This window comes from Microbacterium sp. S1037 (assembly GCF_048381605.1).
In the GTDB taxonomy this organism is placed as follows: domain Bacteria; phylum Actinomycetota; class Actinomycetes; order Actinomycetales; family Microbacteriaceae; genus Microbacterium; species Microbacterium testaceum_B.
In genome coordinates, this window is the sequence record NZ_JBLWIG010000003.1 from 669,066 (window position 1) to 683,582 (window position 14,517).

General features: G+C 69.1%; 15 protein-coding genes and 1 tRNA gene. 10 read left to right on the top strand and 6 right to left on the bottom strand.

Going from position 1 to position 14,517, the window contains the following annotated elements:
* The first annotated feature begins 7 nt into the window (after positions 1-7).
* Positions 8-361, top strand: coding sequence for a DUF485 domain-containing protein (locus ACMW4R_RS18235; protein WP_058595031.1), 354 nt, complete (start codon positions 8-10; stop codon positions 359-361).
* The gene (locus ACMW4R_RS18240) at positions 358-1,974 is read left to right on the top strand and encodes a cation acetate symporter (RefSeq protein ID WP_058595032.1); all 1,617 of its coding nucleotides are present in this window, start codon (positions 358-360) and stop codon (positions 1,972-1,974) included. The genes ACMW4R_RS18235 and ACMW4R_RS18240 overlap by 4 nt, the downstream gene beginning before the upstream one ends.
* A gap of 143 nt (positions 1,975-2,117) precedes the next feature.
* On the opposite strand, the gene ACMW4R_RS18245 is transcribed toward ACMW4R_RS18240, so the two are convergent.
* Entirely contained in the window at positions 2,118-2,651 is a 534-nt protein-coding gene (locus ACMW4R_RS18245) for a methylated-DNA--[protein]-cysteine S-methyltransferase (protein ID WP_058629905.1), read from the bottom strand.
* Between the two features lie 199 nt (positions 2,652-2,850).
* On the opposite strand from ACMW4R_RS18245, the gene ACMW4R_RS18250 reads away from it, so the two are divergent.
* Both ACMW4R_RS18250 and ACMW4R_RS18255 read left to right on the top strand, forming a co-directional pair.
* Complete coding sequence (locus ACMW4R_RS18250) at positions 2,851-6,558, top strand: AAA family ATPase (protein WP_153004721.1); 3,708 nt, start codon at positions 2,851-2,853, stop codon at positions 6,556-6,558.
* A gap of 5 nt (positions 6,559-6,563) precedes the next feature.
* The gene (locus tag ACMW4R_RS18255) at positions 6,564-6,821 is read left to right on the top strand and encodes a hypothetical protein (RefSeq protein WP_418300606.1); all 258 of its coding nucleotides are present in this window, start codon (positions 6,564-6,566) and stop codon (positions 6,819-6,821) included.
* Between the two features lie 47 nt (positions 6,822-6,868).
* On the opposite strand, the gene mscL is transcribed toward ACMW4R_RS18255, so the two are convergent.
* Genes mscL through ACMW4R_RS18270 form a run of 3 tightly spaced genes read right to left on the bottom strand, consistent with a single transcriptional unit; the run spans position 6,869 to position 8,251 of the window.
* Entirely contained in the window at positions 6,869-7,288 is a 420-nt protein-coding gene (mscL, locus tag ACMW4R_RS18260) for a large conductance mechanosensitive channel protein MscL (protein WP_363334614.1), read from the bottom strand.
* A 46-nt stretch (positions 7,289-7,334) separates the two neighbouring features.
* Complete coding sequence (locus tag ACMW4R_RS18265) at positions 7,335-7,637, bottom strand: FmdB family zinc ribbon protein (RefSeq protein ID WP_418300607.1); 303 nt, start codon at positions 7,635-7,637, stop codon at positions 7,335-7,337.
* A 17-nt stretch (positions 7,638-7,654) separates the two neighbouring features.
* Positions 7,655-8,251, bottom strand: a complete 597-nt coding sequence (locus ACMW4R_RS18270; protein ID WP_058595038.1) for a 5-formyltetrahydrofolate cyclo-ligase — start codon at positions 8,249-8,251, stop codon at positions 7,655-7,657.
* 62 nt (positions 8,252-8,313) lie between these two features.
* Here ACMW4R_RS18270 and galU point away from each other — a divergent pair, with 62 nt between their 5' ends.
* The 4 genes from galU (at position 8,314) to ACMW4R_RS18290 (ending at position 11,241) form a co-directional block, all read left to right on the top strand.
* Positions 8,314-9,204, top strand: coding sequence for a UTP--glucose-1-phosphate uridylyltransferase GalU (gene galU, locus ACMW4R_RS18275; RefSeq protein ID WP_058595103.1), 891 nt, complete (start codon positions 8,314-8,316; stop codon positions 9,202-9,204).
* Positions 9,205-9,208: 4 nt separating this feature from the next.
* A complete protein-coding gene (locus ACMW4R_RS18280; protein ID WP_058595039.1) occupies positions 9,209-9,832 on the top strand; it encodes a GNAT family N-acetyltransferase in 624 nt (207 codons plus the stop codon).
* Positions 9,833-10,024: 192 nt separating this feature from the next.
* The gene (locus ACMW4R_RS18285; protein WP_058627547.1) at positions 10,025-11,074 is read left to right on the top strand and encodes a hypothetical protein; all 1,050 of its coding nucleotides are present in this window, start codon (positions 10,025-10,027) and stop codon (positions 11,072-11,074) included.
* A gap of 91 nt (positions 11,075-11,165) precedes the next feature.
* Positions 11,166-11,241: transfer RNA gene (locus ACMW4R_RS18290), tRNA-Ala, on the top strand.
* A gap of 73 nt (positions 11,242-11,314) precedes the next feature.
* Here the strand turns inward: ACMW4R_RS18290 and ACMW4R_RS18295 are convergent.
* Positions 11,315-11,752, bottom strand: coding sequence for a VOC family protein (locus ACMW4R_RS18295; protein WP_058627518.1), 438 nt, complete (start codon positions 11,750-11,752; stop codon positions 11,315-11,317).
* 112 nt (positions 11,753-11,864) lie between these two features.
* On the opposite strand from ACMW4R_RS18295, the gene ACMW4R_RS18300 reads away from it, so the two are divergent.
* Positions 11,865-12,620, top strand: coding sequence for an alpha/beta fold hydrolase (locus tag ACMW4R_RS18300; protein ID WP_418300608.1), 756 nt, complete (start codon positions 11,865-11,867; stop codon positions 12,618-12,620).
* A 57-nt stretch (positions 12,621-12,677) separates the two neighbouring features.
* On the opposite strand, the gene ACMW4R_RS18305 is transcribed toward ACMW4R_RS18300, so the two are convergent.
* Positions 12,678-13,772, bottom strand: a complete 1,095-nt coding sequence (locus tag ACMW4R_RS18305; protein WP_418300609.1) for an oxygenase MpaB family protein — start codon at positions 13,770-13,772, stop codon at positions 12,678-12,680.
* A 41-nt stretch (positions 13,773-13,813) separates the two neighbouring features.
* On the opposite strand from ACMW4R_RS18305, the gene ACMW4R_RS18310 reads away from it, so the two are divergent.
* Positions 13,814-14,500 (top strand): TetR/AcrR family transcriptional regulator, encoded by a 687-nt coding sequence (locus ACMW4R_RS18310; RefSeq protein ID WP_058614112.1) that lies wholly within the window; start codon positions 13,814-13,816, stop codon positions 14,498-14,500.
* Positions 14,501-14,517: the final 17 nt, after the last annotated feature.

The following is a 14,517-nucleotide window of genomic DNA, read 5'->3' on the forward strand; positions in this document are numbered from 1 at the left end:
AGGCCACATGACGGACAGAAGGATCGACTCCGCTCGCGGGGGCGGCGTCGACTACATCACGGTTGAGGAGTCGCCCCGCTTCCGCGAGTTGAAGAAGCGCCAACGCAGCTTCATCTTCCCGCTCGCGGTCGCGTTCCTCGTCTGGTATTTCGTCTACGTGCTGCTGTCGTCGTTCGCTCCGGCGTTCATGGCGCAGCCCGTGTTCGGCGCGGTGACGGTCGGACTGCTGTTCGGACTCGGGCAGTTCGTCACGACCTTCGCGATCACGATGGGATATGTCGCCTACGCGAACCGGCGGCTCGATCCCATCGCCGAAGAATTGCGTGACGAGCTCGAGCGCACGGAGCGGGGATCGAAGTGAACGAGGTCTTCGGTACCGTCCACGCCGCCGTTCAGACGGTCGAGAACAACCCGGTCCTCAACATCTCGATCTTCGGGGCGTTCGTCGCGGTGACGCTGTTCATCGTCATCCGTGCCAGCCGCAACAGCAAGACGGCCGCGGACTACTACGCCGCGGGGCGCTCCTTCACGGGGCCGCAGAACGGCTTCGCGATCGCGGGGGACTACCTGTCGGCGGCCTCGTTCCTGGGGATCGTCGGTGCGATCGCGATCAACGGGTACGACGGATTCCTCTACTCCATCGGCTTCCTCGTCGCGTGGCTGGTGGCGCTGCTGCTGGTCGCGGAACTCATGCGCAACACCGGCAAGTTCACGATGGCCGACGTGCTCTCCTTCCGCTTGCGGGAGCGTCCGGTGCGGATGGCCGCGGCGATCACGACCCTCGCGGTGTGCTTCTTCTATCTGCTGGCGCAGATGGCCGGCGCCGGCGGACTCGTCTCGCTGCTCCTCGGCATCACCGAGCGTCTCGGACAGTCCATCGTGGTCGCGGTCGTGGGCCTCCTCATGATCGTCTACGTGCTCATCGGTGGGATGAAGGGCACCACGTGGGTGCAGATCGTCAAGGCGTTCCTGCTCATCGGCGGCGCCGTCGTCATGACGATCTGGGTGCTCGCGATCAACGGGTTCAACCTCAACACGCTCCTCGAGGCCGCCGTCGCGGCGTCGCCGAAGGGAGAGGCGGTGCTGGCTCCCGGTCTGCAGTACGGCAAGAACCCGTGGGACTTCATCTCCCTCGCCCTGGCGCTCGTTCTCGGCACCGCGGGTCTGCCGCACGTCCTGATGCGCTTCTACACGGTGCCCACGGCGAAAGAGGCACGCCGTTCGGTGGTCTGGGCCATCTGGCTCATCGGGCTGTTCTACATCCTCACCCTCGTGCTCGGCTACGGTGCGGGTGCCCTCGTCGGACCGGATGCCATCCTCGCGGCGCCGGGAGGCGTCAACGCGGCGGCTCCGCTGCTGGCTCTCGCCCTCGGCGGACCGATCCTGCTCGGGTTCATCTCGGCCGTGGCCTTCGCGACGATCCTCGCGGTGGTCGCCGGTCTGACCATCACGGCGGCTGCCTCTTTCGCCCACGACATCTACGCGAGCGTCGTGAAGAAGGGGAACGTTCCGCCCGACGGGGAGGTGAAGGTCGCGCGGCGTACGGTGATCGTCATCGGCGTCCTCGCGATCGTCGGGGGCATCGGGGTGCAGGGGCAGAACGTCGCCTTCCTGGTCGCCCTGGCCTTCGCCGTCGCGGCGTCAGCGAACCTCCCGACCATCCTCTACTCGCTCTTCTGGCGCCGTTTCACCACACGCGGCGCGGTGTGGAGCATGTACGGCGGCCTCGGGTCGGCGCTCGTGCTGATCGTCCTGTCTCCGGTGTTCTGGGGCACGCCCACCAGCGTGTTCGTCAACACCGGCGTGGCGATCTGGCCGCTGAACAACCCGGGCATCGTGTCGATCCCGCTGGGGTTCCTCCTCGGATGGCTCGGGTCGATCACCTCGCGTCGCGCCGAAGACGCGCGCAAGGCGGCCGAGATGGATGTCCGCTCGCTCACCGGCTTCGGCGCCGAGAAGGCGTCCAGCCACTGAGAATCCCGTTCGGAGCGGGAGCGCCCGGTCTCGTCGGCACCAGCCGTCGGGCCGGGCGCTTCCCGGTTCACCGGCGAACGCTCGCGCGTGTCGTGTCTCCCGAGCCGACGCCGCGCCGGTCCACCGCGCCGCACGCGGCTACGTCACCCGGCCCCGCGCAGTCCTTCGCGGAGCACGACGTCGTTCTCCAGTGACAGTAGGTACTCCTTGACCTCGGGGTGACCGCCGTACTCGCCGATCGATCCGTCGGCGCGCACCACGCGGTGGACGGGGACGACGATCGAGAACGGGCTCTTCGAGCACGCCGTCCCTACGGCCCGCGCGGCCCCGGGAGCGCCCGCCAGGATCGCGACCTCTCCGTACGACGCCATCTCGCCATAGGGGATGTCGACGGTGGCCTGAAGGGCGGTTCGTGTGAACCCCTGCACCAGTCGCCAGTCGAGCGCGACGTCGAAGTGTCGGCGCGCGCCGTCGAAGTACTCATCGAGCTGCGTGCGCAGGGCGGCGGCGCCCTCGGGATCGGTGTCGGGCATAACCCCCAATCGCTGCGCGATGTCGGCGCGCGCGAGGTCCATCCCGTCGTGCGCGACGTCGAGCCGCACCAGGGCCTCGTCGACGAAAGTGAGCAGGATCGGGCCGACGGGGCTGTCGTATTCCGTGCTGGTGACTGTGTTCATGTGCTCATCCTCGTGACCGGGCGGACCGTCCGTCGGGGCGGCATCGCGAAAAGGGGACAGCCCGGCGATTCGGCATCCTGGGGAGGAAGAGCCGATCCGACGGCGTGTCGCGGATTCCCGCAAAACCCGCCCCGGCTACGCCCCATCCGGGAATGCCCGGCTTAGTCTGGCAGGTGTGTGGCGAGCTGAGGAGGACACCGTGAGCGGTGCCGACGGAGACGTTCCCTCGTCGACCGTCGATCCGGGCGAGCTGCGACTGTCGGAGCCCGGCATCGTGGTCCGCCACGTCGCCGACCCCGAGCGCGATCGCATCCGCGCCGAGGCGGCCGCCCTGGGCGGCCGATCCACGCTGCTGCGGTTCGATGACACGCTCGACGCCGGCATCGACATCACGAAGGCTCATCCCGGGTCGCTGCCGCAGTTCATCACCGGCCGGGCGACGCTGCTCTCCAACCTCTTCCGCGACGAGGTGGCGCTGCGCACCGCGCGACTGGCGGCCGAGCGCATCACGGCGAAGAACGTCGAGCTGCGCACCGCGCGCGGCCTCGAGCCCGTTCATCTGGCCGTCGGTCTCGCCGCGTGGAAGATCGGGGGAGTGGAGTGGTCCTCGCCCGTCCTGCTCCGGCCCCTCGCGATCCGTCGCCACAACGGGGATTTCGAGCTGAAGCTGCACGGTGCTTTCGTGATGAACCCCGAGCTGGCCCGCGCGTTCCGCAGCCACCTCGGCATCCACATCGACAGTGCCGCTCTCGCCGGCCTCGCCTACGACCAGGGCGTGTTCAAGCCGCAGCCGGTGATCGACCACATCCGTCGCCTGACCACGCACGTCCCGACGTTCGTGGTGCACCCGCGCCTGGTCATCTCGTCGTTCGCCGACGTGGGGTCGGGCATGGCCCGCGACACCCAGCACCTCGACGACACGCTCCTGAACGCCCTCGCTGGGCACCCCGACGACCGGGCGCGGATCACCGTGCGCCGCGAGGACCCCGTCATCGTCAGCCCCGACGAGCGCCCGCCGGCGTCCGACACCCTCCTGCTCGACGCGGACGCCGAGCAGGAACGCGTCCTCGCCCGGATCGCCGCGGGCCACTCGCTCGCCGTCCACACGCTTCCGGGAACCGGTGGTACGCAGACCGTGATCAACGCCGTGGGACAACTGGTGCACGCCGGAAAGCGTGTTCTCGTCGTCAGCGCCCGCCGCTCCACGCTCGACGGCATCCGTCACCGCCTCGCCGGGGTCGGTCTCACGGGGCTCGCGGTCTCGCCGAACCACGTGCGCCGCGACCTCATCCGCGCGATCGGGCGCAACGAGAAGGCCGAACAGCCCAAGGTCGCCGAGATCGACGACGCGCTGCTCCGCCTCCGCACCGTCCTTCGCGACTACCGCTCGGCCGTGACCGAGCCGCACCTGGCGTTGGGAGTCTCGGCCCTCGACGTTCTGCGCGCGCTCACGGCTCTGGCATCCACCTCCCCGCCGCCGTCGACCGCCGCCCGCTTCGATCTGGCGACCATGGAACGACTCGCCGGGCGCCGCGACGCGGCCGCGCGGGCGCTGGCGATGGCCGCGCGTCTGGGCGAGTTCCGTTTCGGGCCCGACGACTCCCCGTGGTACGGCGTGAGCTTCACGCGCACCGAAGACGCGAGAGCGGCGCACGACCTCGCCGGCAAGCTCCACACGCACGACGTCCCGCGCCTCCTCGAGCGCGGATACGAGCTCATCGCGCAGACGCGCATGCGCCCGTTCCAGACGGTGTCCGAGCTCGGCGCGTACCTGAAGCTCCTTCAGGGCATTCGCGAGTCGCTCGACCGCTTCAGCCCGAGCGTGTTCGAACGTCCGCTCGGCGAGCTCATCGACGCCCACTCGCCGCGTCGTGACGCGTCGCCGATGAGCGGCCCGAACCGCCGTCGCCTCAAGCGCCTGTCGAAGGAGTACGTGCGCCCCGGCGTCCACGTCACCGACATGTACGAAGCGCTCGTACGGATCCAGCAGCAGCGCACCGAGTGGCAGCGCGTCGTCGAGGCAGGCGTCACGCCCGAAGTGCCCCTCGGACTCGCTGATGTGCACGTCGCCTGGCAGCGCGTCGACGCCCTGCTCGGCGAACTCGACCAGATCCTCGGCCGTCAGGGGTCGGAGCGCCTCGCGACCCTGCCGGTGCACGAGCTCGTCCGCACGCTCGCCGGTCTCGCCGCTGAGTCGACGTTCTTCGACAACCTCGTCGAGCGTGCGCAGCTGCGCTCCGAGCTCGCCCGTCTGGGGCTCGAGCCGCTGCTGGTCGAGCTGTCGGTCCGCCACGTTCCCGAAGAGCGGGTGGGCAACGAGCTCGAGTTCGCGTGGTGGCAGTCGGCGCTCGAGCACCTGCTGCGCACCGACCGCGCGCTGCTGGGCGCGAACACCGCCGTGGTCGATCGTCTGGAACGCGACTTCCGTCTCGTCGACGAGGCGCACGCTGCCGCCGCGGGTCCGCTGCTGGCCGCCGAGCTCGCGAAGCAGTGGCGCATCGGCATCGTCGATCACCCCGACGAGGCCGCGGCGCTGAAGCGCTCGCTGAAGGACGGGCTGCACACCGCGACGGAGATCTCGGATGCCGCGCCCACCCTGCTGCGCACCCTCGCGCCCGTGTGGCTTGCCTCGCCGTACGAGGTTCCGGACGTGCCGACCGACCTCGCCTTCGACGTCGTGATCATCGCGGACGCCGCGGCCCTTTGTCTCGCCGAGGCCGCGCCGGCCCTGCGCCGGGCCCGCCAGGTCGTGCTCTTCGGCGACCCGGTGGTGCAGAAGCCCACCCCCTTCCGCGTCAGCGCGTCGATCGCGCCGGCGCCCGACGAGGCCGACGACGTGCCCTTCGACGAGGTCTCGGTCTTCGAGCGCATCGCCGAGCTCCTCCCCGTCGAGACGCTGACCCGCAGCTACCGCGCGGGCGGCGAAGACCTCGCGCAGCTCGTCAACGACGCGTTCTACGGCGGCGAGATCGTCTCGCTCCCGTGGGCGGGCTCGTACCTCGGACGCGGCAGCCTCAGCGTCGACTACGTCGAGAACGGCGTGGGCGCGCCCCACCCCGTCAGCGGTGCGGTCGAGAGCCCGGATGCCGAGGTCGCCCGCGTCGTCAGCATCGTCATCGAGCACGCGGTCAACCGCGCGTCCGAGTCGCTCATGGTCGTCACCGCGAGCCGTACCCATGCGGAGCGCGTGCGCGCGTCCGTTGAGGCGGCGCTCGCGGGGCGCTCCGACGTCGCAGCCTTCGTGTCTCGGGATGCCGCCGAACCCTTCGCCGTGCTCACTCTCGAGGAGTCCGTGGCCGAGAGCCGCGACCGCGTGGTGTTCTCGCTCGGTTTCGGTCTCACCCGTCACGGTCGCGTCCTGAGCGACTTCGGTGACCTGTCGACCCCCGACGGCGAACGCCTCCTGACGGTCGGCATGACCCGCGCGCGGCGCTCGATGGTCATCGTGTCGTCGATCCGCCCCTCGGCCTTCGACGACGGGCGCCTCGAGCATGGGGCCGCGACGCTCATGGGCATCCTCGGGTCGGTCGCGTCGCGCGGCCGGGAGAGCCGCCTCGAAGACCTCGCCGACCCCCTCACGCGCGCTTTGGCGCGCGAGCTGCGCGCCCTCGGCGTCGAGGTCGACCTCGACTACCGGGGACTCCTCCCGCTCGTGGCCCGCCACGGCGGAAAGGCCGTCGTCGCCGAGAGCGACCCCGAGACCATCGGCGAATCGCTCCGCGAGACGCTCCGCCTGCGTCCGCAGATCCTGCGTCGCCTCGGCTGGCACTACGTGCGCGTGCACGCGTTCGATCTGTACAGCGACCCCGCGGGGGTGGCATCCCGGATCGCCGAGCTGCTCGGCGTCGCACCCGACGACCCCGCCGACTCCGGGACGACCACCGAGCCCCTCGACCTGCCCGGTTGAGTGCGATGAGCACGACCCCGGATGCCACGGGTGCCGCGGGCGGTCCCGACCCGGAGCTCGCGCGCAACGACGCCTTGTCGCACGAGGAACGACAGCCGGTGGTCCGGGTCCGCGGGGCGCGCCGTGCGCGGCTGCTGCCTGCGCCGGGCACGACGGCGGAACCCGCGCCCGCGGACGACCCGCACCGGGGCGGAGGGTCGGGGCCGGTGGCATCCGGTCCGAATGACGACCGCATGCTGCGCGACGTTCCCCCGCACTACTGACGAACGGGCCCGCGCTGATCTCAGCGCGAGCCCGTTCGTCGAGGCGGTCAGGCCTTGTTCTGACGCTCCAGCAGGTCGCGGATCTGCACGAGGAGCTCCTGCTCGGTGGGGAGCTTGGGCTCTTCGGATGCCGCGTCGGTCACGCCGGCGCGGGCTGCGGCGATCGCCTTCCAACGGTTCATCGGGTAGACGAAGACGAGGTAGACCACGATCGCCACAGCGAAGAAGCTGATGATGGCTGTCAGGAGGCCCCCGAGGGGGAAGGTGACCTGCTGGCCGTAGATGCCGGTGATCGTCGGTCCGAACTCGCCGTTGTCGTTGGGCTTGTAGAAGATCTCGACCAGTGGGTTGATGATCGCACTCACGATCGCGTTGACCACTGCGGTGAAGGCCGCACCGATGACGACGGCGACCGCGAGATCGATCACGTTGCCGCGGAGGATGAACTCTTTGAATCCTTTGATCACGTTGGTCTCCTGGGGGGTCGAGGGGCGAGGGGCGAGGGCTTGAGCGTCAGGACGACGACGACGAAGCCGTCGAAGTCGATGATGACGACGTCGACGACGATCCGCCACCGCTTGCGCCGGTCGAGCTCGACGATCCGCTCGACGACGCGCTGCCGGACGAGCTGCTCGAAGAGCTCCGGGAGTCGGTGCGGTAGAAGCCCGACCCGTTGAACGTCACGCCGATCGAGCCGTACTGCTTGCGGAGGTCTCCGCCGCACTCGGGGCATTCGGTGAGGGCCGCGTCAGAGAACGACTGGACGGCGTCGAAACGGTGTCCGCACTGCTTGCAGGCATACGAGTAGGTGGGCATGGTGCTTCTTTCGGGTGTCAGGCGGGGGAGGCGGCGATACGTACCGTGCGCGTCGGGGTCACGATGCCCGAGACGGGCTGGTCGTGCACGTCGCGCGGAACGTCGTCGACGAATTCGGAGTCGAAGATGACGGCGTAGACGGGAGGGCACTTCTCCATCGAGCCGAGGGTCTTGTCGAAGTAGCCGCGGCCCCAGCCGAGGCGCATGCCGCGCCGGTCGACCGCCGCCGCGGGGATGACGAGAAGATCAACGTCGTTCACGGCGATCGGTCCGAGCACGTCGCCGACGGGTTCGGGGAGGCCGAACAGCCCCTCGGTGATGTCGGCGTCGGGCGTGGCGACCGCCCAGTCGAGCAGCCCGTCTTCGCGCGTGATCGGCAGGAGGACCCGGATGCCGCGCGCCACCGCGGCGGCGACGAAGGCGTGCGTGCCGGGCTCGGTGGTCGTGGACAGGAAACACGAAATGCTGCGTGCGCCGAGGCTTTCGACCAGGGCGTCGAGCTGTTCTTTGACGCCGTCCTCGGCGATTTCGCGCGCGTGCGCAGAAATGGTCTGTCGTCGTTCGCGAAGATCGGCGCGTAATGCGCGCTTGGCCTGCTCGATGCTGTCGGGCATGCAGTAAGTGTAAGTGCGCGTCCCGTCACGCCGCCGTCACAGGAGACCAGTAGGGTATGCCCATGCCTCATAAGCCCTTTAAGGCCGTCATTCCGGCCGCAGGACTCGGTACGCGCTTCCTCCCGGCCACCAAGGCCATGCCGAAGGAGATGCTGCCGGTCGTCGACAAGCCGGCCATTCAGTACGTCGTCGAAGAGGCCACCGGCGCCGGTATCGACGATGTCTTGATCATCATCGGCCGCAACAAGAACAACATCGCCAATCACTTCGACTCGATGCCCGAGCTCGAAGCGAAGCTTCGTGAAAAGGGCGACAGCGACAAGCTCGCCAAGGTCGAGCACTCCTCCGACCTCGCCGACGTGCACATGGTGCGCCAGGGCGAGCCCAAGGGCCTCGGTCACGCCGTTCTCCGCGCGCGCAGCCACGTGGGCGACCACCCCTTCGCGGTCCTTCTCGGCGACGACCTCATCGACGAGCGCGACCCGCTGCTCACGACGATGATGGAGCAGTACGACAAGCGCAACGCGACCGTCATCGCTCTGATGGAGGTCGACCCCGAGCACATCCACCTCTACGGTGTCGCCGCGGTCGAGCCCACCGAAGAAGACGGTGTGGTCAAGGTCACCCAGCTCGTCGAGAAGCCGAAGGCCGAGGACGCTCCGTCCAACCTGGCCATCATCGGCCGCTACGTGCTCGGACCCGACGTGTTCGACATCCTGGAGCACACCGAACCCGGCAAGGGCGGCGAGATCCAGCTGACCGACGCGCTCGAAGAGCTCGCCAACGGCGGCGGCGACGGTGGGGGCGTGTACGGCGTGGTGTTCCGCGGCCGTCGTTACGATACCGGCGACCGCGTCGACTACATCAAGGCGATCGTCCAGCTCGCCGCGGACCGCGACGACCTGGGCCCGGCGCTGCGTCCGTGGTTCAAGGAGTTCGCGGCGGGTCTCTGACCCCATGGATCTCTCCGTCCCACGACGGCACGGCGAGGTGTCGATCCGTCTCATCCGCAACCGCGATGCGCGCGTCCTTCAGCAGCAGCTGATCGACAACCGCTCGTGGTTGCGGCCGTGGGAGGCCACGAGCCCCGATGGTCCGGTGTCGTTCGACATGCGCCTCGGCATCCGAAGGCTCATGCAGCAGTACCGCGACGGCGTCGGCGTTCCCTTCGTCATGGAGTGGAACGACGAGGTCGCCGGTCAGCTCAACGTGTGGGGTGTCTCGCGCGGCTCGCTCGCGTCCGCGACCATCGGGTACTGGGTGGCGGAGCCCTACGCGGGACGCAACATCACCACGATCAGCGTCGCGATGGCCACCGACATCTGCTTCACCTCGCTCAACCTGCACCGCGTCGAGATCTGCATCCGTCCCGAGAATCACGCGAGCCTCCGCGTCGTCGAGAAGCTCGGGTTCCGCTACGAGGGGCTGCGCCGCCGGTACATCCACATCGACGGCGACTGGCGCGACCACTACGCCTTCGCGCTCGTGCGCGAGGAGGTCCCGCACGGTGTGCTCGACCGCTACGAGCGCGGCCAGGTACCGCCGGACGCCGCTCGCGTCCCGCCCGCCGACCGGCTCTAGTCTTTCGGTCGCTCCCGACCACTCGCGCCCGCCCCCGCGTGGCGAGACTGCATCGCGCTGACATTCCCACTGCAGGCTGCAATGGAGATGTCAGCTGGATGCAGTCTGGGCTGGTCAGGGGAGATCGCGCGGTCAGCGACGACACGCGCGGGGATGCCGGGCTGTGACCGTCCGGTGACCTACCGTGTTCACATGGGTGGACAGGTTCTCGGTGGCGGGGTGATCGTCTTCGTGGCGGTCGCGCTGTGGCTCGTCTATCTTCTGCCGTCATGGCAGAGCCGACACCGGTTCACCTCGGCCGAGCGCAACGCCGTCCGCCTCAACCAGGCGCTCCGCGTACTCGCCGAGACGGCGGAGACGCCCCGTGAGGTCCACCTCGAGCTCACCGCGCGGACGGCGCACCAGCAGCAGAAGATCGCGCGTCAGGTGCAGGCCAAGAAGGCCGAGATCGAGCTCGCCGAGGCGAAGGCCCGACTCGAGGTCGCCCGCCTCGAGAACGCCCGCGACCGTGATCTCGTGAAAGAGCAGCGCGCTGCCGCCCTCGAACTCGCGCGGGCGGAACGCGCGGCCGCCGTGCACGTCGCTCGTGCCGAGCGCGCCGCAGCCCTCGAGAAGGCCCGTGCCGAACGCGAGGTGGCCATCGAGCGGGCCCGCGCCGAGCGCGCCGCGGCGGTCGCCCACCCCGAAGCGCGTCGTGCCAAGGCGCGCCGCCGCTTCCGCCTCGCCACGTCTGTATTCGCCCTCGCCGGCCTGATCGCGGCCGTTGCCGGAACCGTGATGGTCGTCGCCGGTGGGGGACCTGTTCTCCTCATCGCGGGTTCGACCGGGGTCGTGGCATCCGTTCTCCTTCTCCGTCGTCTCGCGGTCGTGGCCTCTCGGGGCGTCGCTCGTCCGGCGGTCGTCGCCGAGGAACGCGTGGCAGCGGTGGTGCAGGACTTCGCTCCGGCGGCTCCCGCGCCCCGCCAGACCTGGACGCCGCGCGAGCTCCCGCGGCCGCTCGTCGCCTCGGCCGGCTCGCGCGCTGCGGCTGTCGTCGACGAACAGCTCGCCCGCGAGGCCCTGCGTGCCGCCGCCCGCGAAGAGGCCGCCCGCGAGATCGCCGCTGCCCAGGCTCCGACCCCGATCGAGACCGCGCGTCCGGCGGCCGCTCCCTCGCCGTACGCGGCGATGGGGTACGTCGACGACACCGAGATCGAGGACCACGTCCGCCGGCTGCTCGAGCGTCGCGCGTCGGGTCAGTGATGGACCGCATGCCGTTCGCGGCATGACGCGCCCGGGAGGTCGCCCAGGGCGGGTGTCGGGCTCGCGGCGTGATAGTGTTGTGGAGTTGTCCGGGCCTGTGGCGCAGTTGGTAGCGCGCCTCGTTCGCATCGAGGAGGTCAGGGGTTCGAATCCCCTCAGGTCCACCAGATAGCCAAGAAGACCCCCGCTCCGGCGGGGGTCTTTCTCGTTGCGAGGAACGCGGCTGGCAGCCTTCGCGTCTCAGGCTTCGCCGTTCCCCTCCGCCCATCCGCCCGGCGCAGCGATGTTGAACATCCACGCCACGCCCCACGGATCGACGAGCTCGCCGTAGAGGTCGCCCCACACCTGCTTCTCGAGAGGCTGAGTGACCTGGGCGCCCCGCTCGACGAAGCGGTCGTAGAAGCCCCGCACGCGGTCGGTCTCGTCACTCATGAAGGCGGCGTGCACGCGGCTCTTGCCCCAGCCCTCGGCGGGCTCCTCGAAGCCGTCGGCGCCCATGATCGTGAAGCCGTCGGCCGAGAGCTCGGAGTGCATGACACCGTCGGCCGGGGCGTCGGGGATGCCGAAGTCCGAGAACGTGTGGATCGAAAGCTCGCCGCCGAACACCGACTGGTAGAAGGTCATCGCCTCGCGGGCGGCGCCGGCGAACGAGACGTAGACAACGAGGGAGGTCGACATCGAGGCATCCTTCTCTCTGGCGGATTTGCCCTCACGATAGACCGGCCACGTTCGCCGCGGGAAGACCCGGATATGCTCGGGAAAAGCCCGCTCACCCTCCGAGGGAGAAGCCATGATCCTCGCCCACGACGTGTCGGGTTCCGGCCCGCTGCTGGTCCTCCTGCACGGCATCACCGAAGACCGGCGCAGCTGGGATCCGGTCGATCTGACCGACAGCTTCACGGTGGTCCGGGTCGACCTGCGTGGTCACGGGGCCTCGGCGGCGGAGGAGCCGTACGACATCCCGACGCTCGCGGCCGACGTTCACGAGACTCTGGCGCAGCTCGCCGAGAACGACGTGATCCCCGCGGAGCTGCCGGTGGTCGTCGGCCACTCGATGGGCGGCATCGTGGCGACGGCCTACGGCGCGCTCTTCCCCGCCCGAGCGGTCGTCAACGTCGACCAGCCCCTGCAGCTCGCGGGGATGCAGGGACAGGTGCAGCAGGCCGAGGGAATGCTGCGCGGCGAGGACTTCCCGCTGTTCATCCACGGGATGTTCGCGCAGATGGCGGGCGGCCTGGATGCCGATGAGCTGGCGCGGGTGAATGGCATCCGGACTCCGCGGCAAGACGTGGTGCTCGGGATGTGGCGCCCGTTGCTCGAGGACTCGCCCGAAGAGTTGACCGAGCTGGTCGGCAGGCTGACGAAGATCCCGGCGGACGTCCCCTACCTCGTGATCACGGGGCTCGACGCGGGCCCCGAGTACGCGGCGTGGCTGCAGCAGGAGATCCCGCACACCGTGCACGAGGTGTGGCAGCCGCCGACGCACTACCCGCACCTCGTGGATCCCGCACGGTTCGTCCAACGCGTGGAGGCCTTCGTGCGGTAGGCGGCGATCGACCAAAGCGGGATTGCGCCCGCCCGCGAATCGATCGCCGCCCGATCCTCACGCCGTCGCGCGGAACCGCTCGTCCAACTGCCGAGCGCTGGTGATCAAGTCCACCCCGTCCGGTCCCCAGAGGAGCTTCATGATCCGCGCCTCGTTCTCGGGGCTCTGGATCGCGCGGATGTCTCCCTCGCGTGCGCGGATCGTGTGCTCCGATGCGCTGATCTGCTCCGGGCTGCGTCCCGCGGCGAGCTGCAGCCTTTCGGGGAGGATCGCCGGCATGACGTCGTGCCAATCGTTGTAGGTCTCAGCGAGGACGTCCGTGGCGAGTGCGTGGCTCGGGTGCCAGTTCTTCTCCGCCACCTGCCGGTACTGCACCATCATGTTGACGCCCGTCTCGAGATCGCGGAAGACGCTCTCGCGATGGCCGAAGTAGGGCGCGTACTTCTCGTAGAGCGCGTCGAGTTCGGCCATGCTGTACGGGATCTCGGATTCCTCGGCGCCCACGAGCCGAAGGTAGGGCGCCATCTCGGCAACGTACTGGTCGCGTTCTTCCGGTGTGAGAGGGCGCGGAGGTTCGTCACCGTGCCAGGCGAGGTTCTCGTACGCGAGCAGCATCGCATGCATCTCCGTGATCGCGGCCCACATCGCATCGCGGGGTTCGGCCGCGGCGTAGCCACCGAGCGACGAATCGTCCGGGTCGATGACCGGACCCTGCACGTGACCGTGGATGCGATGCAGATGCGTTGCCATCCGGGTCGCGGTCTCGGTGTCGCCCAGCCACATCGGCGCGTGCATTCCCGAGTTGCGCTGGAACCGCTCGAAGAAGTCGAACCACGTGAACTTCCCTGACCTCGCACGACGCGACATCGGATCGGCATCCCGGATGCCGGCCGTGATGGGCTTGTACAGGAACTGGAGCACCGCTTGAGCGGGGCTTTCGAACACGATGATCGCGGGATGCAGAACGACCTTCCACGTGACGGACCCCGGACCGAACAGTCCGTGATCCATGGAGCCGTCGGCCGCGACGGACTTTCCCGCCGGAACGACCTCGCCGAACCGTCGCCATCTCGAGACATCGCCCCACAGAAGTTCCTCGGTGAGGACGAACGGCGCGTTCGCCGCGCCGGAGGGAGGGAGGGTGGTGGTCATTGTCGACTCCTTCGTCACTTACGTACGCATATCGTACGTAAGTGACGGTAGACCGTTCTTCCGCACCCCGCAACGGCGGACGCGTCGTCGAGACCGCCCTCGGTATCGTGGACCGCGTGGCGGAGACTCGACAGCGAACCGGCCGCCCTCGTGATCCTGAGATCAACGCGAGGGTGTTGATCGCGGCGCAACGCGTCTATGCGGCGTCGGGCCGAGCGGGTCTCACCTTCGACGCCATCGCCCGGGAGTCGGGTGTGGGTAAGCCCGCGATCTACCGTCGGTGGGCGTCACCAGACGACATCTTGGACGAGGCTCTCCGCTCTCACGTGCTCGAGCCCGCTCAGACCGACGGGACGGACATCCGCGATCACCTTCGCGAGATCGCTCTGTCGGTCCTGCGACTGATGTTCTCCGACCAGGGCAGCTTCGTGCTCCGCGTCAGCGCCGAACGGGCATCCCAGCCCGCCGTCTTCGACCAGTATTTCGAGCGGTTGCGCACGGTCATCCACGTCGGCAACCGCGGTCTGGTGCTCGCGGCCATCGAGCGAGCAGAGCTGTCGGATCACTGCGACGCCGACGTGCTGCTGCAGGCGATCACGGGTTCAGCGCTGGTCGGAACCCTGATGGGTTTCGCGCCGTCGCCCTACGAGGACCCGCTCGCCGCGGAGAACTACTGCGAAATCGTCGTCGATCAGGCCCTCCGAGGAGCGGGCCCCTCGTCGGCCTGACGTCCGTACCGAGCTCG

Coding starts and splice junctions, on each gene's coding strand:
- ACMW4R_RS18235 (WP_058595031.1), top strand. CDS start 8: ATGACGGACAGAAGGATCGACTCCGCTCGCGGGGGCGGCGTCGACTAC.
- ACMW4R_RS18245 (WP_058629905.1), bottom strand. CDS start 2,651: ATGAACACAGTCACCAGCACGGAATACGACAGCCCCGTCGGCCCGATC.
- ACMW4R_RS18255 (WP_418300606.1), top strand. CDS start 6,564: ATGAGCACGACCCCGGATGCCACGGGTGCCGCGGGCGGTCCCGACCCG.
- ACMW4R_RS18265 (WP_418300607.1), bottom strand. CDS start 7,637: ATGCCCACCTACTCGTATGCCTGCAAGCAGTGCGGACACCGTTTCGAC.
- ACMW4R_RS18270 (WP_058595038.1), bottom strand. CDS start 8,251: ATGCCCGACAGCATCGAGCAGGCCAAGCGCGCATTACGCGCCGATCTT.
- galU (WP_058595103.1), top strand. CDS start 8,314: ATGCCTCATAAGCCCTTTAAGGCCGTCATTCCGGCCGCAGGACTCGGT.
- ACMW4R_RS18280 (WP_058595039.1), top strand. CDS start 9,209: ATGGATCTCTCCGTCCCACGACGGCACGGCGAGGTGTCGATCCGTCTC.
- ACMW4R_RS18285 (WP_058627547.1), top strand. CDS start 10,025: ATGGGTGGACAGGTTCTCGGTGGCGGGGTGATCGTCTTCGTGGCGGTC.
- ACMW4R_RS18295 (WP_058627518.1), bottom strand. CDS start 11,752: ATGTCGACCTCCCTCGTTGTCTACGTCTCGTTCGCCGGCGCCGCCCGC.
- ACMW4R_RS18300 (WP_418300608.1), top strand. CDS start 11,865: ATGATCCTCGCCCACGACGTGTCGGGTTCCGGCCCGCTGCTGGTCCTC.
- ACMW4R_RS18305 (WP_418300609.1), bottom strand. CDS start 13,772: ATGACCACCACCCTCCCTCCCTCCGGCGCGGCGAACGCGCCGTTCGTC.